This window comes from Phenylobacterium sp., assembly GCF_041691455.1.
GTDB lineage: Bacteria > Pseudomonadota > Alphaproteobacteria > Caulobacterales > Caulobacteraceae > Phenylobacterium.
On the sequence record NZ_JBEPUO010000004.1, the window covers coordinates 14745 to 29300 of the forward strand.

A 14556-nucleotide genomic window follows, 5' to 3' on the forward strand; every position below is an offset into this window, starting at 1 on the left:
CTTGACCCTGCTGTTCAACAGCGCGGCCATCGCCACGCTCAGCTACCTCTAACCCACCTTGGCGCGCAGCTCGCCCAGCACGCGCGCAAGGTCGCCTTCCCGGAAAGGCTTCTGCAGGACGGGCGTGCCGCGATCGACATCGCGCAGCCCCGCATCCCCATAGCCGGTGGCGAAGGCGAACGGGCAGCCCCGTTCGCGCAGCAGATCGGCCAGCGGGAAGATCGGCTGGCCGCCGAGGTTCACATCCAGCACAGCGCAATCGATCTCCGAGGCCTTGGTGAGCTCGATGGCCTCGTCCAGCCGCGAAGCCGGGCCCATGACGACGCAGCCCATGTCGCTCAGCATGTCCTCGATCAGCATCGAGACCATCATCTCGTCCTCGACCACCAGGACCCGCAGGCCCTTGAGTGCGGCAGTGTCGATCATGCGAGAGACTCCAGAACCAGAAACGCCGTCCGCCCACGGCAGAGCAACAGAGGTCGCGGCGCACAATCAAGCGCCATCTTGCGTTGCGTCGGAAAGGCGACTGAACCCACGCGGGCGGGGGCTTGGGCGAGAGTCATGCGAAAAGCGATCCCCCGACCGGCGCGAGCCTGAATAAACGTCTTACAGCCCAGGTTGGTTCCCGGAAGATCAGCTTTCGTCCCGCGGCGTGGCGGGCCAGATCTGCAGCTTGGTGATCCGGTTGACCTTGCGTTCCAGCACCGTGAAGCGGTGGCGGTGGAAGCTGAAGGTCTGGGCGGCCTCCGGGATGCGCCGCGCCTCGTGGATCAACAGGCCCGCCACCGTGACCGCCTCGTCGTCGGGCAGGTCCCAGTTCATGGCCCGGTTGAGGTCGCGGATGGTCACCGAGCCGTCCACCGACACCGAACCGTCCTCCGCCGCGCGCACCCCGGCCACCGCCACGTCGTGCTCGTCCTCGATCTCGCCGACGATCTCCTCGAGGATGTCCTCCAGCGTCACCAGCCCCTGCAGGGCGCCGTATTCGTCGACCACCAGGGCGAAATGGGTGCGGCGCTTCAGGAAGGCGGCGAGCTGGTCTTTCAGGCTGGTGGTCTCGGGGATGAACCAGGGCTCGCGGACGATGGCGTTCATGTCGACGGCTTCGATCCGGCCATCGGCGTCGGCGATCGCCTGCAGCAGGTCCTTGGCGTGCAGCACGCCGACGATGTTCTCCGGTTCCCCGCGATAGAGCGGCAGGCGGCTGTGGGTGCTCTCCAGGGCCTCGCCGAGGATTTCGCGCGGGGTCTGGTCGGCGTCGATCAGCACGATCTCCTTGCGGTGGACCATCACCTCGCTGACGTCCATTTCCGCCAGGTCCAGCACCCCGCCCAGCATCCAGCGGTCGTCGGTCTCCACCAGCCCGCCGGAGTGGTGGTATTCGACCGCGCCACGAATCTCCTCGTGGGCCGCCAGCACGTCCATCTCCATCCCCAGCTTCACCCCGAACAGGCCGAGGGTGCGGCGGACCACATACTGGATCGTGTAGATGATCGGCCCGAACACCCGCACCACGATCAGGGTGGGCCCTGAGAGGAACCGCGCCACGTCGTCGGAGCGCAGGATGGCGAGCGTCTTCGGCAGCACCTCGGCGAACACCAGGACCAGCACGGTCATCAGCCCGGTCGCCGCCGCAACGCCCCAGGCGCCGGGGATCGCCCGGGTCAGCACCTGGGTGGCGAGCGCCGAGGCCAGGATGTTGATCATGTTGTTGCCGAGCAGCACGGCGCCGATCATGGTTTCGCGGTCGGCGAGCAGCTCGTTGACCCGCTTGGCGCCGCGGTCGCCCTCGCGCTCGAGCTGGTGCATGCGCGCGCGGCTGGCGCCGGTCAGCGCGGTCTCGGCGGCTGAGAACAGGGCCGAAAGCCCGAGCAGCAGGAATACGATCGGCGCGAGCGCCATGATGGCGGCCATCAGGTCGCCCCTTCTTGTCTGAGGAATGTCGTGATCGCTCCGGCGTCGACGTCGTTCGCCACGAAGGCGTCGCCGAGGCCGCGAGCGAGGATGAAGGTGAGCTTGCCGTCCTGCGCCTTCTTGTCCTGCGCCATGTGGCGGACCAGGCGCTCGGCGCCGAAGGGATGGCCGGGAACCTCGTCCAGGCGGACCGGCAGGCCGGCGCCGGCGATGGCCGCGGCGGCGCGCTGGGCGTCCTGGGTCGTGCAGAAGCCTTGGGCGGCCGAGAAACGGAAGGCCAGCGCCTGGCCGGCGGCCACCGCCTCGCCGTGCAGCAGGGAGCCGCCGTAGCCGGTCTCGGCTTCCAGCGCATGGCCGAAGGTATGGCCGAGGTTGAGCAGCGCGCGGCGGCCCTGTTCGGTCTCGTCCTCCGCCACGATCTCGGCCTTCATGGCAATGGACCGCGCCACGGCCTCGGCGAGCGCCTGCGGATCGCGCGACAGCACCGCGGCCGCGTGCGCCTCCAGCCACGCGAAGAAGCCGAAATCGCCCAGCAGGCCGTATTTGACAACCTCGGCGTAGCCGGCGCGCATCTCGCGGTCGGGGAGGGTGGCGAGCACGTCGAGGTCGGCCAGCACCAGCCGGGGCTGATGGAAGGCGCCGACCAGGTTCTTGCCGCGCGGGGTGTCGATGGCGGTCTTGCCGCCGACCGAGGAGTCCACCTGGGCCAGCAGCGTCGTCGGGATCTGCACGAAGCCTATGCCGCGCTTGTAGATCGCCGCGGCGAAGCCCGCGAGGTCGCCCACCACGCCGCCGCCGAAGGCGGTGATCAGGTCGCCGCGGTCGAGCTCCAGGGCCAGCAGGCGGTCGGTGACCTCGGCCAGGCCCGCGAAGCTCTTGGTCTCTTCGCCCGGCGCGACGATGACCGGCGACACCGCGATCCCGGCGCGTTCCAGGGCCGCGGTCAGGCGCGCGCCGTGCAGCGCCCAGACGGTCTCGTCGCTGACCACGGCGGTGCGCCGGCGCTTCAGCAGCGGCGCCATCGCCTCGCCGGCGCGGTCGATCAGGCCGTGGCCGACCCGAACCTCATAGGCCCGCTCGCCGAGGCCCACCGATATCGTCCGGGTCACGCCGTCTGCTCCGCGAAGAAGGCCGCCAGGGCATTGATCACCTGCTCGACGGTGACGTGATGCGCGGCGTCGCCGGTCTCGACCACGATGTCGGCCTGCGAATAGACCGGATAGCGGTCGTCGGCCTGGGCCTGCAGCACCGCGATCGGGTCCTTGCCGGAGAGCAGCGGCCGGGTGTCCTTGCGCGACACCCGGCGCGCCAGGACCTCGAGGTCGGCCTTCAGCCAGACCGAGACCGCCTTCGACTTGATCAGCGTCCGGGTCTGTTCGTTCATGAAGGCGCCCCCGCCGGTGGCCAGCACGTGCGGCGTCTGGTCCAGTAGGCGCGCGATGACCCGGCGCTCGCCCTCGCGGAAGGCGTCCTCGCCCAGGTCGACGAAGATGTCGGAGATCGAGCGGCCGGCCGCGGCCTCCACCTCGGCGTCGGTGTCGCGGAACGGCAGGTTGAGCGCGCTGGCGAGCCTTCGGCCCACGCTCGACTTGCCGACGCCCATCAGGCCCACGAGGGCGATGGTGCGGTGGCGCAGCGGTGCATAGCGGTCCATGAACGGCCAAGGCTTACACGAGCGCGCGCCCTCGCGCCAACTTCGCGCGCCCGCTATGATCGCGCCATGTCGCGTCTCCCCTGTCTCATCGCCCTCATCCTCTTGGCCGGATCGTCGGGGACGGCGGCCGCGCAGGCCCAGGCCCAGGGCGTCGAGGTCACCCAGCTCGCCGCGCCCGACGCCTTCTCCACCCCTGGACGGGACACCGGCCTGCCGCCCACGCTCTGGGCCGGGGCCTCGGCGCGCACCGCCAAGACCGTGCTGCCGCTGCTCGCCGCCAAGCCGCTGTCGCCGGCCGCCGCGGCGCTGGCGCGGCGGATCCTGGCGACCGGCGCGCCGGGTCCCCGCGACATGGGCCGCGATCCGGAGCTCGCCGCGGCGCGGGCCAACGCCTTGATGTTCCAGGGCGATCCCAAGGCCGCGGCCCGGGTGCTGGCCCACGCGCCGGGGCTCGATCGGAGCTCCGACCTGGCCCGGGCGGCGGCCGAGAGCGTGCTCCTGTCCGGCGACGACCAGCGCGCCTGCCAGCTCGCCGAGGGCCTGACCGCCGGGCGCGACGAGGTCTATTGGCTGAAGCTGCGCACCTACTGCCAGGCGATCGCCGGCCAGACGGCGCAGGCCCAGCTCACCTTCGACCTCGTGCAGGCCCAGGTGAAGGATCCCACCTTCACCCGGCTGATGAGCGCCAAGCTGGCCGGCGGCGGCAATCCCGGCGCGGCCTCGCTGCGCAACGGCCTGGACTATGCCCTGTCGAAGAGCCTCGGCCTCGACCTCGCAGCCGCCAGGCCGTCGCCGGCCGTCGCCGCGGCGCTCTCGGCCGGCGATCCCGCGCCGCCGGTCTTCGACGCCGCCGGCGCGGCGCCGGAGGTCGCGCCGCTCGCCGAGGCGCTGGTCAGGGGGGAGCCGGTCCGCGAGGCGCTGCTGGGCGCCCTGACCGAGACCGCCGGCTCCGCCACCGATCCCAAGGGCCGCGCCCGCGGCCAGGCCGCGCTGTTGCTGGCCGCTGCGGTCTCCGGGGCCATGACGCCGGAAGTCCGGGGGCAGATCGCCGCGCTCGGCGTGCCGGAAGGCAAGGCGCCGGTCGGCCGCGACATCGCGCTCGAGGCGGCGGCGCAGCAGAAGTTGATGGGCGAGGCGGCCCTCCTGTCGCTGTGGACCTGCGCCGAGGCGGGCCCGGCGGGCCTGGCGATGGGCGACCGGGTGCGGATCGTGCGCGCCCTGCATGCCGTGGGTCTCGACGCCGACGCTCGCGCGCTGGCGCTCGAAGGGCTGCTGGCCTTGAAATGAGCGGGCAGGGCTCAGCCTGGGCCGAGGCCTTCCTGGAAATGATGTCCGTGGAGCGCGCCGCGGCGAAGAACACCCTGACCGCCTACACGCGCGACCTGACCGACGCCGCCGGTTTCCTCGCGAGCCGTGGACGCGATCTTGCCGACGCCTCGGCCGAGGACGTGGAGGCCTATTTCGCGGCGATCGGCGCGCGCGGGCTCGCGCCGGCCACGGCGTCGCGGCGGCGCGCGGCCGTGCGCCAGTTCTACCGCTTCGTGCTGGGCGAGGGCTGGCGGGCCGACGATCCCTCCCGGCGCGTCGAGGCGCCGCGCAAGGGCCGCTCGCTGCCCAAGGTGCTGAGCCGCGGCGAGGTCGACCGGCTGATCGCCGCGGCCACGGCGCGGGACGGCGCCCAGGGCCTGCGGCTCGGCTGCATGGTCGAGCTCGCCTACGCCTCGGGTCTCCGGATCTCGGAGCTCACCGGCCTGACCCTGGCCGCCCTGGCGCGCGATCCGGCCTATCTGATCGTCAAGGGCAAGGGCGGCAAGGAACGGCTGGCGCCCCTCAACGACGCCGCGCGCACGGCGGTGAAGGCCTATCTCAAGGTGCGGCCGGGCTTCCTGCCCAAGGGGGACAAGGCCAATCCCTGGCTCTTCGCCTCGCGTGGCAAGGAGGGCCGCCTGACGCCGCGCCGGTTCGGCCAGCTCCTGGACGAAGCCGCGACCGCCGCCGGGATCGATCCGGCCCGCGTCAGCCCGCACGTCCTGCGCCACGCCTTCGCCACCCACCTGCTGGAAGGCGGCGCCGACCTGCGCGTCGTCCAGACCCTGCTCGGTCACGCCGACATCGGCACCACCCAGATCTACACCCATGTGGCCGGGGACCGCCTGGCCGAGGTGGTGGCGACCAAGCATCCGCTGGCGCGCAAACGCTGATCCCATAGCCGAAAGGCCGCCCCTTCCGGAGCGGCCTTCCAACGAGTTCGTCAGATCGGTGGCGTTTAGCCGGTGATCCGATAGCGGCCGTCGCGGTCCGGGCAGACCCGGACGTAGCGGTAGTCGCGGCCGTAGCTGTCGATCGGCGCGGGGGCCAGCCGGCAGCGCATCCGCGAATAGTAGCGAGAGTCATATTGGCCGCTGCGGAAGTCGCGGGATTCCCGATAGGCGATCGTGTCGTTGTAGCTGTAGTAGGGCCCGCGGCTGTCGCAGCGGTAGCGGTCGTTGGCGTTGCCCACCGCGCCGCCGATGCCGGCGCCGACGACGCCGCCCAGGACCGCGCCTTCGGTGCGCACCCCGCGGCCCGCCACGTTCGAACCGAGCGCCGCGCCGGCCAGGGCGCCGATAATGGCGCCGGCCGTGGCCGAGCTGTGGTCGTTGCGGCAGACCACCTGACCGTTGTTGTCGCGGCCGTAGTCGCGGCGGCTGTAGTCGCGGTCGCCCTCATAGCGCGACCAGCGCGCGCCATCCCAGGTCGGTTCCGGGCCGTAGGCGCGGATATAGGCGCCGTAGCCGTAGCGGCGGTCGTAGTCGGCGCGGGCGCGTTCCCACTCCGCCCGGCGGGCGTCGTAGTCGGCGCGGGCGGCCTGATAGCCCTCGCGGCTGTCCTCGTAGCGGGCCCGGCGCGCGTCATAGGCGTCCTTGCTGGCTTCATATTGGGCCCGGTCGCGCTGATACTGCGCCTGGTCCTGTTGGGACTGCTGGGTCGGTTGATATTGCGGCGGGCTCTGCTGGTACTGCGGGTCCCGCTGGTATTGCGGCGGGGCGGGCTGATAGGGCTGAGCGAAGGCGGGCAACGCGGTGGCGAGGGCCAGCACCGAGGCCAGCCCGATTTTCAGAGGGGTGTTCATAGTCTCTCCATTCTCCTCCGACGCGCGGCAAGCATCTCCCTCGCTCGCGCGCATCGTCGGGCCCAACAACCCCTCAGCCGGGGGCGAGGTTGCATGCGGAACCTCGGGCGGCGGGCTAGCGCTCTTGTGAGGTGGCGGCATCCCGCCTAGTTTCCGCCCGCTCTTTGACGGCAAGGACCGAGACCCGCGGATGGCTGTGCATTACCTCGAATTCGAGCGGCCGATCGCCGACATCGAAGCCAAGATCGAGGAACTCTCCAAGCTGTCCGAGGCGGCCGACCCCGGCGCCTTCGACGTCGAGATCGAGGCCCTGCGCGCCCGCGCCCAGGAGATGCGCCGCGAGGCCTATTCCAACCTCGACGCCTGGCAGAAGACCCAGGTCTCCCGTCACCCTGACCGGCCGCATTTCGTCGACTACGCCCAAGGCCTGATCGACGAGTTCGTCGAGCTGCGCGGCGACCGCAAGTTCGCCGACGACCAGGCGATCATGGGCGGGCTCGGCCGGTTCCGCGGCCGCCCGGTGGTGGTCATGGGCAATGAAAAGGGCCGCGACACCGTCACCCGCGTGAAGCACAACTTTGGCTATGCCCGGCCCGAGGGCTACCGCAAGGCGATCCGGCTGATGGAGATGGCCGAGCGGTTCAACCTGCCGGTGATCAGCTTCGTGGACACCACGGCGGCCTATCCGGGCGTGGCCTCCGAGGAGCGCGGCGTCGCCGAGGCCATTGCGCGGTCCACCGAGAAGAGCCTGATGCTGGGCGTGCCGATGGTGGCCGTGGTCACCGGCGAGGGCGGATCGGGCGGGGCGCTGGGCATCGCCTGCGGCAGCCGGGTGCTGATCCTGGAGCACGCGGTCTATTCGGTGATCCCGCCGGAGGGCGCCAATTCGATCCTCTGGCGCGGCGCGCGCACGCCGGGCGAGGCCGCCAAGGCGCTGAAGATCACCGCCCAGGACCTGCTGGGCATGAAGATCGTCGACCGGATCATCCCCGAGCCCCCGGGCGGCGCCCATTCCGACCCGGACGCCGCGCTGAAGGCGGTGGGCGACGCCGTCGAGGAAGAGCTGAAGGCCCTGGAAAACCTGACGCCCGACGAGATCCGCAAGCAGCGGGCCGAGCGGTTCTACGCCATCGGCCGCGCGGGGCTGCAATAGGCTCAGGCTCTTGCCTGACGCGGCGTCTGCGGGTTCAGTGTCATCCAAACAATCGTTTGGAGGGACGTCATGGCGCTGAAGACCCGGTTCACCGAGATGTTCGGGATCGAGCATCCCGTCGTGCAGGGCGGCATGCAGTGGGTGGGGCGCGCCGAGCTGGTGGCGGCCGTCGCCAATGCCGGCGGCCTGGGCTTCATCACCGCGCTCACCCAGCCGACCCCTGAGAAGCTCACCGAGGAAATCGCGCGGGCCCGGTCGCTGACCGACAAGCCGTTCGGCGTGAACCTGACCATCCTGCCGGCCATCAAGCCGCCGCCCTACGCGGAATACCGCCAGGCGATCATCGAGGCGGGGATCAAGATCGTCGAGACGGCGGGCAACAAGCCCATCGAGCACGTCGAGGAATTCAAGAAGCACGGGATCAAGGTGATCCATAAGTGCACCTCGGTGCGCCATGGCCTCTCGGCCGAGCGGATGGGTGTCGACGCCATCTCCATCGACGGCTTCGAATGCGCCGGCCACCCGGGCGAGGACGACGTGCCCGGCCTGATCCTGATCCCGGCGGCGGCCGACAAGATCAAGATCCCGATGATCGCCTCCGGCGGCTTCGGCGACGCCCGCGGCCTGGTGGCGGCGCTGGCCCTCGGCGCCGAGGGCATCAACATGGGCACGCGGTTCATGGCGACCGTGGAATCGCCCATCCACGAGAACATCAAGCAGCAGATCGTCGACAACGACGAGCGCGCGACCGAGCTGATCTTCCGCACCATGCACAACACCAGCCGGGTGGCGAAGAACGTCATCTCGACCCAGGTGGTGGCCATGGAGCGCGAGGGCGCCAAGTTCGAGGACGTGCGCGAGCTGGTGGCCGGAACCCGGGGCCGCAGCGTCTATGAGGTCGGCGACAACGACGCCGGCATCTGGTCGGCCGGCCAGATCCAGGGCCTGATCCACGACATCCCGACCTGCGCCGAGCTGATCCACCGGATCGTGCGCGAGGCCGAGCAAATCATCCAGGAGCGCCTCGACCGGATGGCCGGCCAGCGGCAGATGGCCAGCGCCTGACCCCCAACGAAGAAGCCGCCGTCCTCGCGGGCGGCGGCTTCGACCTGGTCTCCTCGATCGGCCGCCGGCGAACCCCGCCGGCGGCCGTTGTTCTTAGAACTTCGCGGTCAGGCCCACTTGATAGTAGCGGCCGATCACGTCGTAGACGCCGATCCCGGTGGTGCCGAACGGCGGCTCTACGTCGCCCACGTTGTGGACGATGAGCCGCGCCTGGGCGCCGGTGAAGGGCAGGCCGGTCATCTCGGTCCAATGGCCCAGGTCGTAGGTCAGGGCCAGGTCGTTCAGCCAGTAGGGCGCGACCGTCAGCGGGAAGCGCGTCTCCGGCGTGAAGTCGTTGTTGAACTTCGACCGCGCGATGAAGTTGAGCGTCCAGGTCAGTGAGAACGGCTTGCGCACGTACTCGGTCTCGAGCTTGCCCTGGTACTTGGCGACGCCGATTTCGCCCTGGTCGCGGTTCAGGTCGAAACCGAGGCCGGTGACCGAGGTCTCGAAGCGCTTCAGGTGGTAGATATCCAGCTTGAAGTTCAACGCGCCGGGATCGCCGTTGAAGAAGTTGGCGCCCCAGTCGGCCAGGTTGGCCCGGTAGCTCGCGCCGCCGGTGGCGCCTTCGAAGTGGATGTAGCCGGCGTTGATGAAGCCGGTGGACGGCCCGGCGGAGACCGCGCCCCCCGCGCCCACGTCTCCGGCGCTGAGGATCTGGCCGGCGTTGGCGCCCGACGCAAGCAGGCCGCGCTGGAAGCGGCCGCAGGCGTCGGCCGGACGGCTCGGCGAGTCGTAGCAGACCTGCAGGATCGAGGTCAGGTTGAAGTTGGCGATCGCCTTGGTCAGGTCGATGTGCACCCAGTCGGCGTGGATTTCGAAGCCCGGCAGCCAGTGCGGCTGATAGACCGCGCCGATCGTATATTGGTCGGCGACTTCGTTCTTCAGGTTCGGGTTGCCGGCCGTCGTGCCCTGCACCGTCCGGCTCTGCACCAGCGAGGTCAGCTGGAAGTTGGCCGGCAGGCCGGCCGCGGCGAAGTCCGCCGCGCAGTTGGCCGCCCGCGTCGCCGGGCTGGGGCCGCCGTTGATGTTGGCCTTGTCGCAGGGGTCGGTGGCGGTGAAGAAGCTGGTCGCCACCGGCAGCGAGGTTTCGGTGATCGCCGGGGCGCGGAACGAACGGCTCTTCTGGGCCCGGAAGGTCAGGTCCTCGAAGGGCGCCCACCGGCCGCCGTACTGCCAGGCCTTGTCCTGGCCCGCCACGGAGTTGTTGATCCGGCGGTAGGAGGCGTCGAACTCCAGGCGCCGCATGAACGGATAGCTGAAGTCCTTGCCGAACACCGGCACCGAGGTCTCGGCGTACCATTCGTCGGTGTGGAACTCGCCGGTGATCGCGGTGATCGCCGCGGACCGGCCGATGCCCAGGCGCTGGGGATCGTTCGGCTCGAAGTCCGACTGTTCCTTGCGGTATTCGTAGCCCACCGCGCCGCTCCAGGCGCCGGCCGGCAGTTGCCAGATGTCGCCGCCGAAGTTCGCCTGGTAGTCGGTCTCCTTGATCGCGAAGTCGCTGACGAACTGGACCTGCACATAGTTCAGGGCCGCGGTGCTGGGCGCGCCCAGGCCGAACAGGTTCAGCGGCTGGCAGCCGGCGGCGCGGGCGGTCAGGTCGCGGCAGACCGCGTTGCCGGCCGCGTCACGGGTGACGTCGACCGCGAGCGCGAACTTCGACTGGTCGATGTTGGGCGACTGGAAGCTGCCCTTGTTCTCGCCGAAGTTGGCCGAGGCGTTCCAGAAGTACTTGTGGCCGCTGAAGTCGCCGTCGCCGTCGATGGCGAAGACGCCGCGCCAGGTCTCGGACTCCGACGAGGTCTTGTTGCTGCCGATGTCGGTCGAGGCGCGGTCTAGGAAGAACAGCACGTCGCCGGGCGAGCGCGGGTCGGCCGGCAGCGCCGTCGGCTGGCCCAGGATCTGGGCGCGGGTGGCCGCGCTCAGGAACGGGTTGGCCGTGGAGAACTGCAGGGGCCCCGAGGTGCCGCCGAACAGCGAGGCGTTGAAGATCGGCTGGTTGAAGGGCTCGACCGAGGTCGCCTTCGAATAGAGCAGTTCGGTGGAGAGCCGGATGTTGTCGGTCAGCTCGAACTTGCCGAAGCCGTTCAGCACGTGGCGCTTCACCGGCGATTGCAGGGAGCTCAGCGGGGCGAGGTTCAGGCCGTCGCCGCCCGATTCCACCGAGGACGAGAAGAACTGGCCCTGGTTGAAGGGCACCAGCGTGCCGTTCGGCGCGAACTGGGCCGGCACGCGCGCCAGCGGGTTGTTCGGGTCGACGATGGTCAGCTGGTTCGCGAGCGTCGCGCCGTTGTTGCGCCAGGGCAGGCCGCCCTGGGTCAGCTCGGAGATCCGCCGGTTGAAGATGATGATCTGGCCGGGGATGTTGTCGGTGCCGCTGGTGTTCAGCGGGTTGTTCGCGAAGGCGATCTGGCGCGCGGTGACGTCGCGATCGGTGAAGGCCAGCGCCTGGGTCTGGTTATATTCGTAGCTGCCCATCAGGCTCAGGCGGCCGTCCATGAACTTGTGGCCCCCGATGATCCGGCCGCGCCAGCTCTCGGCGTCGCCCTTGTCGGAGACGCCATAGAGGCCATCGACCTCGACGCCCTCATATTCGGTCTTGGTGATGATGTTGATGACGCCGGCGATGGCGTCGGAGCCATAGACCGCAGAGCCGCCCGCCTGGACGGTTTCGATGCGGTCCACCAGGCCCGTGGGGATCGAGTTCAGGTCGACCTGGGCGCCGCCGTTGGCGCCGGTGAAGATCGACGCCGGGTTGCCGCCGACGAACCGGCGGCCGTTCACCAGCACCAGGGTGCGGTTCGAACCCAGGTTGAAGATGTTGACGAAGTTGCGGCCCGTGCCGAACGAGCCCTGGTCGCCGATCGGGCTGATCGGGATGCCGGCCGACGGCATTTCGTTGAGCGCGTCGGCGACGTTGGTGAAGCCCTTGCGATCCATGGTCTCGCTGGTGATCACCTGGATCGGCTGGACGGAGGTCAGGTCGTTGCGCGGGATCCGCGACCCGGTGACGACGATCTCGCCGACTTCGACGCCCTTGGCCGCCGTCGTGGCGGCCGCGGTGATCGCCGGCTTGCTTTGAGCGAGCGCGAGGCCCGGAACGGTGAGGCAGGCGGCCGTGGCCACCGATGCAAGCAACGTGGTTCGAAACATGGTTGTTCTATCGGCTTTCATCTGTGGCCCCCCGGCCGGGTTTTGCGGTCACGCGCGGAGGGGCGCTCCGTCGCAAAGAAGAACCGTGATCGTGCGAAACTGGGGGTTTCCGGGAAGAAACCTGCGCCAACCGCCCAGCCCGCGCACGAAAACGGCGTGACGCGAAGCTGTCACGCACGCGTCACGTCAGCAACGGAAAGCGGCGTACTGATACAGTCCTTACATCGTATTGCAGTGGTTTTCGACGCCGACTGCGGTTTTCGAGCCACACACCCCTACGCGTTGCAGTCATGGCCGCATGGAAGGTGGCCGAAAAGCGCCCTTACTGTGTCACAGCGGCCCGCTCGCGAGTCGCTGTCGCAGGTGGAATTTTCTTTCGCCGCCGGGGATGGCCGCGGCGCGGTCCGTCAGCGGATGGCGGCCAGGGTCTCGCAGACGCTGTCCACGGCCTCGGCGGTGGTGGCCCAGGAGCACATGAACCGCACCGAGCCGTCGAGGAACCGGTAGACGAACCAGCCGGCGGCGTGCAGCCGCTGGAGCGTCGGCTCGTCCATCTCCACGAAGACCCCGTTGGTCTCGACGGCATGGCGCACGGGAAACGGCGAGCGCTCAGCCAGGCGCCGGGCCATGGCGTTGGCGTGGGCGGCGTGGCGCAGGACGGCGCCGTCCTCCAGCATGCCGATGAACGGCGCGGCCATGAAGCGCGCCTTGGAGGGCAGCTGTCCGGCCTGTTTCAGCCGCACGTCGAGCCGGCGCGCCAGCCCCCGGTCGAAGACCACGACCGCTTCGGTGGGCGGCATGCCGGACTTGGTCCCGCCGACCACCAGGACGTCGACGCCCAGGGCCTTGATGGCCTTCAGGTCGAACCCGGCCGCCGCGGCGTTGGCCAGCCGCGCGCCGTCGAGATGGACACCCAATCCCTTGGCCTTGGCGGCGCCGGCGAGCCCGCCCAGCGCCTCGCCCGAATAGACCGCGCCATACTCCGTGGCGTTGGTCAGCGAGAGCGCGGCGGGCGGCTGGCGGTAGGAGACCTCGGCCTGGGCCAGCGCCAGGTCGAGCGCCGCCGGCTCGATCCGGCCCGAGGCGCCGGGCAGCGGGATCAGTCCCAGCCCCTGGCCGAAGAAACCCGGCGCCCCGGCCTCGTCGGTCAGGATGTGGGCGTGCTCATGCGCCAGCACGGCTTCGAACGGCCGGCAAAGCGCCGTCAGCGAGAGCGCATTGGCCGCCGTGCCCGAGCCCACGAACCGCACCTCGGCGTCGGCGTCCAGCAAGGCGCGGATCAGGTCCGCCGCCCGGGCCGTCGTCGCGTCCGTCCCATAGCCCGAGGCATAGCCGCTGTTGGCCGCAGCCAGGGACGCCATGGCTTCCGGCGTGGCCGGCGCGGCGTTGTCGGAGGCGAAGTCGTAGCGGGCCATGGGTGGCTCAGCTCGCGGTCGCTTGCAGGATCTCGCAGAAGGTCGCGAGGTCGACGTTGCCGCCGGAGACGATCGCCACGATCGGCCCTTGCCCCGCCTCGCCGGTCAGGGCCGCGGCCAGGGGCAGGGCGCCGGCGCCCTCGGCGATCACCCGGGCCTTCTCGGCCATCAGCCGCATGGCGCGCCGCGTCTGGTCGAGGGTCACCACGATGTTGCCGTCGACCAGCGGCTTCATCCGCTCCCACATGCGCGGAAAGACGCTCTGGCCCCCGGCGCCGTCGACGAACGAGGCCTGCCACTCGGGAAAGGTCTGCGGCGAGCCGGCGGCGAAGGAGCGCGCGGCGGGCGCCGCGGTGTCGGGCTCGGCTGTCCAGAGCTTGATGTCGGGGCGAAGCGCCTTGATCGCGCTGCCGACCCCGGTGATCAGCCCGCCGCCGCCGACCCCGCCGATCACCGCCACCGCGTCCGGCGCATCCTCGAGGATCTCCAGGCCCATGGTGGCGTGGCCGGCGATGAAATTATGGTCGTCGAACGGGTGGATGAAGGTCCCCTCGACGCCGGGATAGGCCCGGTCGTCCAGCGCCTTCCAGGCCACCTCATAGGGGACGGTCACCAGCCGCGCGCCGAGCGTCCGCATCCGCTCCAGCTTGGAGGCCGGCGCGGTCTCGATGGCCACGACGGTGCAGGGGACGCCGGCCTTGCGCGCCGCATAGGCCACCCCCTGGCCCGCGTTGCCGGCGCTGATCGTCCAGACGCCCAGCGCGCGCTCGGCGTCGGTGAGCATCGCCACCGCGTTGGCCGCGCCCCGCAGCTTGTAGGCGTTGATCGGCTGCAGGTTCTCCAGCTTCAGCCGGATGTCGGGAAACCCGGCGCCCAGCTCCAGCTTCACCAGCGGCGTGCGGACCGCCGTCCCATAGACGCGCGTCGCAGCGCCCCGGATGTCGTCCAGCGTGATCGGCCGCACCGCCTCCAGCGTCGTAGACATGGGTCCTCCTCCGGCTCCGCGCTTGTTAGCGGATTTCCGCGCTGCGGCTAGGGCTCGTTAGAC

At 70.2% G+C, this 14556-nt stretch carries 12 protein-coding genes; 4 read left to right on the top strand and 8 right to left on the bottom strand.

What is annotated here, in order from left to right; translation table 11 throughout:
• Positions 1 to 48: 48 nt before the first annotated feature.
• The 4 genes from ACESMY_RS08210 to ACESMY_RS08225 all read right to left on the bottom strand — a co-directional run bounded on the left by ACESMY_RS08210 (position 49) and on the right by ACESMY_RS08225 (position 3568).
• The gene (locus tag ACESMY_RS08210; protein WP_372784080.1) at positions 49 to 426 is read right to left on the bottom strand and encodes a response regulator; all 378 of its coding nucleotides are present in this window, start codon (positions 424 to 426) and stop codon (positions 49 to 51) included.
• 207 nt (positions 427 to 633) lie between these two features.
• Positions 634 to 1914, bottom strand: coding sequence for an HlyC/CorC family transporter (locus ACESMY_RS08215; protein ID WP_372784081.1), 1281 nt, complete (start codon positions 1912 to 1914; stop codon positions 634 to 636).
• Positions 1914 to 3023 (bottom strand): 3-dehydroquinate synthase, encoded by a 1110-nt coding sequence (gene aroB / locus ACESMY_RS08220; RefSeq protein ID WP_372784082.1) that lies wholly within the window; start codon positions 3021 to 3023, stop codon positions 1914 to 1916. Before aroB ends, ACESMY_RS08215 begins: the two co-directional genes overlap by 1 nt.
• Complete coding sequence (locus ACESMY_RS08225) at positions 3020 to 3568, bottom strand: shikimate kinase (RefSeq protein ID WP_372784083.1); 549 nt, start codon at positions 3566 to 3568, stop codon at positions 3020 to 3022. The genes aroB and ACESMY_RS08225 overlap by 4 nt, the downstream gene beginning before the upstream one ends.
• A gap of 66 nt (positions 3569 to 3634) precedes the next feature.
• Here ACESMY_RS08225 and ACESMY_RS08230 point away from each other — a divergent pair, with 66 nt between their 5' ends.
• Both ACESMY_RS08230 and ACESMY_RS08235 read left to right on the top strand, forming a co-directional pair.
• Positions 3635 to 4855, top strand: a complete 1221-nt coding sequence (locus ACESMY_RS08230) for a hypothetical protein (RefSeq protein WP_372784084.1) — start codon at positions 3635 to 3637, stop codon at positions 4853 to 4855.
• Positions 4852 to 5769 carry a site-specific tyrosine recombinase XerD gene (locus ACESMY_RS08235; protein WP_372784085.1) on the top strand — a complete coding sequence of 306 codons (918 nt, stop codon included), beginning with the start codon at positions 4852 to 4854 and terminating at the stop codon, positions 5767 to 5769. The genes ACESMY_RS08230 and ACESMY_RS08235 overlap by 4 nt, the downstream gene beginning before the upstream one ends.
• A 65-nt stretch (positions 5770 to 5834) precedes the next feature.
• On the opposite strand, the gene ACESMY_RS08240 is transcribed toward ACESMY_RS08235, so the two are convergent.
• Complete coding sequence (locus tag ACESMY_RS08240) at positions 5835 to 6680, bottom strand: glycine zipper domain-containing protein (protein WP_372784086.1); 846 nt, start codon at positions 6678 to 6680, stop codon at positions 5835 to 5837.
• Positions 6681 to 6870: 190 nt separating this feature from the next.
• Here ACESMY_RS08240 and ACESMY_RS08245 point away from each other — a divergent pair, with 190 nt between their 5' ends.
• Positions 6871 to 7833, top strand: a complete 963-nt coding sequence (locus ACESMY_RS08245) for an acetyl-CoA carboxylase carboxyltransferase subunit alpha (protein WP_372784087.1) — start codon at positions 6871 to 6873, stop codon at positions 7831 to 7833.
• A gap of 69 nt (positions 7834 to 7902) precedes the next feature.
• Positions 7903 to 8898, top strand: coding sequence for an NAD(P)H-dependent flavin oxidoreductase (locus ACESMY_RS08250; RefSeq protein WP_372784088.1), 996 nt, complete (start codon positions 7903 to 7905; stop codon positions 8896 to 8898).
• Between the two features lie 93 nt (positions 8899 to 8991).
• Here the strand turns inward: ACESMY_RS08250 and ACESMY_RS08255 are convergent, their stop codons facing one another.
• The 3 genes from ACESMY_RS08255 to ACESMY_RS08265 all read right to left on the bottom strand — a co-directional run bounded on the left by ACESMY_RS08255 (position 8992) and on the right by ACESMY_RS08265 (position 14493).
• Positions 8992 to 12093: a TonB-dependent receptor domain-containing protein gene (locus ACESMY_RS08255; RefSeq protein ID WP_372784089.1), complete on the bottom strand. Its 3102-nt coding sequence runs from the start codon at positions 12091 to 12093 to the stop codon at positions 8992 to 8994.
• A 407-nt stretch (positions 12094 to 12500) separates the two neighbouring features.
• A complete protein-coding gene (locus tag ACESMY_RS08260; RefSeq protein WP_372784090.1) occupies positions 12501 to 13508 on the bottom strand; it encodes a low specificity L-threonine aldolase in 1008 nt (335 codons plus the stop codon).
• Between the two features lie 7 nt (positions 13509 to 13515).
• Positions 13516 to 14493 (bottom strand): threonine/serine dehydratase, encoded by a 978-nt coding sequence (locus tag ACESMY_RS08265; protein ID WP_372784091.1) that lies wholly within the window; start codon positions 14491 to 14493, stop codon positions 13516 to 13518.
• Between the last annotated feature and the right edge of the window lie 63 nt (positions 14494 to 14556).

What these genes read in the sequence shown, in the direction of transcription:
- ACESMY_RS08255 (WP_372784089.1), bottom strand. Translation starts at nt 12,093, where the DNA reads ATGTTTCGAACCACGTTGCTTGCATCGGTGGCCACGGCCGCCTGCCTC.
- ACESMY_RS08260 (WP_372784090.1), bottom strand. Translation starts at nt 13,508, where the DNA reads ATGGCCCGCTACGACTTCGCCTCCGACAACGCCGCGCCGGCCACGCCG.
- ACESMY_RS08250 (WP_372784088.1), top strand. Translation starts at nt 7,903, where the DNA reads ATGGCGCTGAAGACCCGGTTCACCGAGATGTTCGGGATCGAGCATCCC.
- ACESMY_RS08240 (WP_372784086.1), bottom strand. Translation starts at nt 6,680, where the DNA reads ATGAACACCCCTCTGAAAATCGGGCTGGCCTCGGTGCTGGCCCTCGCC.
- ACESMY_RS08265 (WP_372784091.1), bottom strand. Translation starts at nt 14,493, where the DNA reads ATGTCTACGACGCTGGAGGCGGTGCGGCCGATCACGCTGGACGACATC.
- ACESMY_RS08235 (WP_372784085.1), top strand. Translation starts at nt 4,852, where the DNA reads ATGAGCGGGCAGGGCTCAGCCTGGGCCGAGGCCTTCCTGGAAATGATG.
- ACESMY_RS08210 (WP_372784080.1), bottom strand. Translation starts at nt 426, where the DNA reads ATGATCGACACTGCCGCACTCAAGGGCCTGCGGGTCCTGGTGGTCGAG.
- ACESMY_RS08245 (WP_372784087.1), top strand. Translation starts at nt 6,871, where the DNA reads ATGGCTGTGCATTACCTCGAATTCGAGCGGCCGATCGCCGACATCGAA.
- ACESMY_RS08230 (WP_372784084.1), top strand. Translation starts at nt 3,635, where the DNA reads ATGTCGCGTCTCCCCTGTCTCATCGCCCTCATCCTCTTGGCCGGATCG.
- ACESMY_RS08215 (WP_372784081.1), bottom strand. Translation starts at nt 1,914, where the DNA reads ATGGCCGCCATCATGGCGCTCGCGCCGATCGTATTCCTGCTGCTCGGG.
- ACESMY_RS08225 (WP_372784083.1), bottom strand. Translation starts at nt 3,568, where the DNA reads ATGGACCGCTATGCACCGCTGCGCCACCGCACCATCGCCCTCGTGGGC.